Origin of the sequence: Collimonas fungivorans, assembly GCF_028292705.1 — a bacterium.
Lineage (GTDB): Bacteria > Pseudomonadota > Gammaproteobacteria > Burkholderiales > Burkholderiaceae_D > Collimonas > Collimonas fungivorans_B.
Genome location: NZ_JAQGLV010000203.1, coordinates 1 through 5,487 on the forward strand (window position 1 = coordinate 1; position 5,487 = coordinate 5,487).

The window sequence follows — 5,487 nt, forward strand, 5'->3', positions numbered from 1 at the left end:
GTCGACCTCAAGGAACGCGGTTTCGACAAAGCCGGGCTGTACGACCCGCCAGGCGTGGGCGGCACCCATGTCATGTATGTGCTGCACCACGCCGACCGGCCGTCGCTGTATCACGGGCTGCCGGACAATCCGCGCATCAGTCCGCTGGTCGGTTTGTGGAAAGGCGCCGCCAAGCCGTTGGTGCTGGCGGGCATCGCCCTGACCGCGCTGGCAGGATTTTTCCACTATATCAAGATCGGGCCAAACGAAGTCACGGAAGAAGACGAGGCTGCGGAACGGGACGAAGCCAGTGCGGCAAAACCTGCCGCGCTGCTTACTCCGCCCGAGGCCAACGCGAACGGTCCCGACATCAACTCGCAGGATTTGCCACCATGAACAATTCCGAACGCGATGTAAAAAAAGACAGCACAAAAGACAATATTGAGCGCTACAACGCCAGGGAGCGCATCAACCACTGGATCGTTGCCATCACGTTTGTCATACTGGCGCTGTCCGGGCTGGCGCTGTTTCATCCAGCCATGTTCTGGCTCAGCTTCGTGCTGGGCGGCGGGCCATGGACGCGGATCCTGCATCCGTTCATCGGGCTGGTGATGTTCCTTTGCTTTGCGATATTGGCGCTGGGGTTCTGGCGGCACAACCTGATCGAAAAAAACGACATCGCCTGGCTAAAAGGCATACGCGACGTAGTCAACAACCGCGAAGAAAACCTGCCGCCGGTAGGCCGCTACAACGGCGGCCAGAAGCTGTTATTCTGGATGATGATTGCTTGCATGATTGGATTGCTGCTGTCCGGCATCGTCATCTGGCGCGCCTGGTTCTCCTGGATGTTCCCGATATTCGTCATCCGGGCGGCAGTCGTGCTGCATGCGTTATGCGGTTCCCTGCTTATCGTCGGCATCGTCGTGCATATCTATGCCGCGCTGTGGATCAAGGGCACGATAGGCGCCATGACGCGCGGAACGGTCAGCCGCGCCTGGGCGCGCAAGCATCACCCGGCGTGGTACCGGAAGATGACTGGTGAATAAAGGGATTAAATAAAGGGATTACTTTGCAACGCATTCTCGAACCAGGTGAAATCGAAGCGCTCGATCACAACGCCATTCCACGCATTCGCCTGCCGGAGCGGACCAGCGTGTTCGGCAGTCGCGCGCAGCGCCTGAAGCAACTCGCGGCCGGCAACGCCATCGGCGAATACCTGAGCCTGATGGCGGTGCTGGTAGAAGCTCAGCAACTGGCCTTGGACAAACTGGCCGGCGAACCGAACGACCATGCCCGGGATCAGGCCCGCATCAATCTCGCAAACACGCATTTGATGCCGCTGATCCTGGCCACGGACCAGGTGCGCAGCCCGCATTGGCAAGCGGTTTTGGCGCAGTTGCTGCAGCATTTGCTTGAGCACCTCGCGATAGCGGGCGGCGTCCCGGTGGCCGTAACGCAACTGATAGCACGTATCCGGCAAAGCAGCGCCAACCAGCGCGACAGCCAGGCCGAAGCCATCCTGCACGGCAACAACGAGATTGTCGATCCTGCCACGGCACCGTTCTATGCCGCGGCCTTGCAAGTGGTGTGCTGCGATCTTGTAACCCGTTTCAGCGAACGCGACGTACCGCTGCTCGATACGCCCGGCCTGTGTCCATGCTGCGGCTCGCTGCCGGTGGCCAGCGTGGTGCGGATGGATGGACAGTCGCAGGGCCATCGTTATTTACAATGCAGCATGTGCGCCGCCGAATGGCATATGGTGCGCATCAAGTGCAGCCATTGCGACTCCACGAAAGGCATTGCGTACCAGGTCATAGAAGACGGCCCGGTAGCCATCAAGGCGGAAACCTGCGACGAATGCCATAGCTGGCTTAAAATCTTCTACCAGGAAAAAGATCCCTATATCGAACCGCTGGCCGATGACCTGGCCAGCATAGCCCTGGACCTGCTGATGGGTGAAACTGCTTACGCACGCCGGCGCGGCAACCCCTTGCTCTGGCAATCCATGGAGAATTGAATGGCTGCTGCAATCACGCCTGCCGGGACAGCCGCCACTTCGACAGCCTCCGCCAGCGACATTCCCTCGGTGGACCGGATCCTGAACCTGGCAGACATCAAACCATTGCTGGCGCTGTACGGGCGCACCCAGCTGACCGCAGCGCTGCGCAAACACCTGGACAAGCTGAGAGCCGATGCGCTGGCAGGCAAACTGATACCGGCAGACGTCGATGACTCGCAGCTGATCGACATTCTTGAGAAACAACTGGCAGCTGCCAGCCGGCTGCACCTGCGTGCATTGTTCAACCTTACCGGCACCGTGCTGCATACCAACCTCGGCCGCGCCCTGTTGCCGGACGAAGCGGTGCAAGCGGTGGTCAGTGCGCTGACATCTCCCGGCAATCTCGAATTCGACCTCGAAACCGGCGGCCGCGGCGACCGCGACAGCCTGGTCGAAGATGTGCTGTGCGAACTGACCGGCGCCGAAGCCGCCACCGTGGTCAACAACAACGCGGCCGCGGTGCTGCTGATGCTCAATGCGCTGGCGCAGAAAAAGGAAGTCATCGTTTCGCGCGGCGAGCTGGTCGAGATTGGCGGCGCATTCCGCATTCCGGACATCATGCAGCGCGCGGGCGCAAAGCTGGTTGAAATCGGCACCACCAACCGCACCCATCCAGCGGATTACGCCAACGCCATCACACCGCGCAGTGCGATGCTGATGAAAGTCCATTGCAGCAATTACGCCATCAGCGGCTTCACCCGCAGCGTGGAAGTGAGCACGCTGGCGGAACTGGCGCGGCCGCACGGGCTGCCTGTGACAGTCGACCTTGGCAGCGGCACCCTGGTGGACCTGACGCAGTGGGGCTTGCCTGGAGAAACCACGGTGCGGGAAACCATCCGCCAAGGCGCCGACCTGGTCACCTTCAGCGGCGACAAGCTGCTGGGCGGGCCGCAGGCCGGATTGATCGTCGGCCGCGCCGACCTGATACGCCGCATCAAGAAAAATCCGCTGAAGCGCGCGCTGCGCGTCGGCAAACTCACCCTGGCTGCACTGGAACCGGTGCTGCGGCTGTACCTGGCGCCGGAATTCCTGGCGGAACGCCTGACGACGCTGCGCCTGCTTACCCGCAGCCAGCCGGTGATCAAAGCGCAGGCCGAGCGCCTGCTGCCGACGCTGCAGAACGTGCTCGGAACCCACTATACCGTCACCGCCGAAGCAATGTTCAGCCAGATCGGCAGCGGCGCCCTGCCCGTCGATCAGTTGCCTAGCCATGGCCTGGTGGTTCGTGCCGGGAATGCCGCCAACGGCGGCAAGCGCCACGGCCGCGCGCTCGACAAGCTGGAAAAAGCCCTGCGCCAGCTGCCGCGCCCTGTCATAGGACGGATCGCCAACGACGCGCTGTGGCTGGATTGCCGCTGCCTGGAGCAGCAAGACGAAGCCCTGTTCAGCACGCAGCTGCAAGGCCTGTCCATATGATCGTCGGCACCGCCGGGCATATCGATCACGGCAAGACTACACTCATCAAGGCGCTGACCGGCGTCAACACCGACCGCCTCAAGGAGGAGCAGGCCCGGGGCATTTCGATTGAACTGGGCTATGCCTATACACCGCTGCCGAACGGCGAGGTGCTGGGATTTATCGACGTGCCCGGCCACGAACGCCTGGTGCATACGATGGTGGCCGGCGCGTCCGGCATCGACTTTGCGTTGCTGGTGATCGCTGCCGATGACGGCGTCATGCCACAGACGCGCGAGCATCTGGAAATCCTGCAGTGGCTGGGCATCAGCACCGGTGCGGTGGCATTGACCAAGACCGACCGCGTCGATGCAGCGCGTATAACAGAAGTCACCAGCGAAATTCGCGAGTTGCTGGCGGCCACCAAGCTGGCAGACGCGCCGGTCTTCGCCGTCGCGGCGCATCATGCGCAAGATGCCGGAACCACCGCCCTGCAGCATCACTTGCACCAGGTCGCGCAACACATGCCGCCGCGCCGCGATGACGGCCTGTTCAGGCTGGCCATCGATCGCGTATTTACCCTCGCCGGGCACGGCACGGTGGTGACCGGCACCGTTTTCTCCGGCCAGGCCCAGGTTGGCGATCACCTGGCATTGATGCCGGCCGGCGATACCGTGCGGGTGCGCAGCCTGCATGTGCAAAACCGCCCTGCCGCCAGCGGCCACGCCGGGCAGCGTTGCGCGCTCAACCTGAGCGGCATCGACAAGGACGCCATCAAACGCGGCGACTGGCTGGCTGCCCCGTCCGCCATGACAGCATCGACCAGGATGGATGTGGAACTCCAGCTGTCGGCCCATGCCGGCGTATTGCTGCGCAACCGTTCTCCCCTGCATGTGCACCTGGGCACCTTGCATCAGGTCGCCCAGGCCGCGCTGCTGGAAGGGAATACACTGGCTCCCGGCAGCCGCAGCAGGGTGCAGCTGCTATTCGAATCGCCTGTCTGCGCCATTCCCGGCGATCGATTCATCGTCCGCAATGCGCAGGCAAACATGACGATAGGCGGCGGCCACGTGCTGGACCCGCTTGCTCCAGCGCGCAAACGCCGCGCGCCAGAGCGCCAGGCATGGCTCGACGCCATGCAGCAGATGCTGGACGGAGCCGGCGTCAGCGCCTTGCTGCAAGCCGCTTCGCCCGGCGGCATGCGCCTGTCCACGCTGATGCAGCTCAGCGGACTGCCATCGGCTGCGTTGCAACTGCCGGAAGGTGCGCGATCCATTGCGATCAATTCACAAGAGCAGGATAACTTTGTCATGCTGCCGGCGCAGTGGAAGTCTTTAAGAACGCTGGCGGTAACTGCCCTCACGGATTTTCATGCGCGCTTTCCTGATGAACAGGGTGTGGATGCCGCGCGCCTGAGGCGCATGGCGCTGCCGGCGCTGGACAATGCGCTATGGCAGGCAGTCATCGGCTCACTCATCAGCGAGGCGGCGATCCAGCGTAGCGGACCATGGCTGCACCTGCCGCAACATGCGGTGTCGCTGTCGGCCAGCGAGCAGGCGCTAGCGCAGCAACTGTTGCCGACGCTGGCAGCGGCAGGATTCGATCCGCCCTGGGTGCGTGAGCTGGCGCAGGCGCATAAAATTCCAGAGGAACAGATGCGGCTGCTGCTACGTAAATTGCTGCGGCAAGGGCTGGTATATCAAGTTGAACGTGACCTGTTCTATCACCATGATCGCGTGCGTGAGCTGGCCGCACTGCTGGCAGGCCTGACAACTGAACGAAAATCAGGACAAGGCACTAGCGCGACTGCCGGAGTGAACGCCGCACAGTGGCGCGATGCTACAGGACTGGGACGCAAGCGCGCCATCCAGATCCTGGAATTTTTTGACCGCGTAGGTTACACCCGCCGTGTGCGGGATGCGCACGCATTGCGCGATGGCGAGGCTGCCTGGCCGGGATGGCGCGAGCATACAGAATCAGGATAAGATAGAGCGCCATAATCAAGGAAGGCACACGTATCCGGTGATGCGGCCGGGCTTCAAACCCGGTGGGGG

At 62.5% G+C, this 5,487-nt stretch carries 5 protein-coding genes; all 5 read left to right on the forward strand.

The window, feature by feature from the left end:
- Positions 1–375: formate dehydrogenase N subunit beta transmembrane domain-containing protein (locus JWQ61_RS11405; RefSeq protein ID WP_304360634.1), on the forward strand; the 375-nt coding region annotated here is incomplete at its 5' end.
- Entirely contained in the window at positions 372–1,025 is a 654-nt protein-coding gene (locus JWQ61_RS11410) for a formate dehydrogenase subunit gamma (RefSeq protein ID WP_304360635.1), read from the forward strand. The genes JWQ61_RS11405 and JWQ61_RS11410, both read left to right, overlap by 4 nt.
- Before the next feature lie 23 nt (positions 1,026–1,048).
- Positions 1,049–1,996 carry a formate dehydrogenase accessory protein FdhE gene (fdhE, locus tag JWQ61_RS11415; protein WP_304360636.1) on the forward strand — a complete coding sequence of 316 codons (948 nt, stop codon included), beginning with the start codon at positions 1,049–1,051 and terminating at the stop codon, positions 1,994–1,996.
- A complete protein-coding gene (selA, locus tag JWQ61_RS11420; RefSeq protein WP_304360637.1) occupies positions 1,997–3,454 on the forward strand; it encodes an L-seryl-tRNA(Sec) selenium transferase in 1,458 nt (485 codons plus the stop codon).
- The gene (selB, locus tag JWQ61_RS11425; protein WP_304360638.1) at positions 3,451–5,418 is read left to right on the forward strand and encodes a selenocysteine-specific translation elongation factor; all 1,968 of its coding nucleotides are present in this window, start codon (positions 3,451–3,453) and stop codon (positions 5,416–5,418) included. Before selA ends, selB begins: the two co-directional genes overlap by 4 nt.
- The last annotated feature ends 69 nt before the right edge of the window (positions 5,419–5,487 follow it).

Coding starts and splice junctions, on each gene's coding strand:
- JWQ61_RS11410 (WP_304360635.1), top strand. CDS start 372: ATGAACAATTCCGAACGCGATGTAAAAAAAGACAGCACAAAAGACAAT.
- selB (WP_304360638.1), top strand. CDS start 3,451: ATGATCGTCGGCACCGCCGGGCATATCGATCACGGCAAGACTACACTC.
- selA (WP_304360637.1), top strand. CDS start 1,997: ATGGCTGCTGCAATCACGCCTGCCGGGACAGCCGCCACTTCGACAGCC.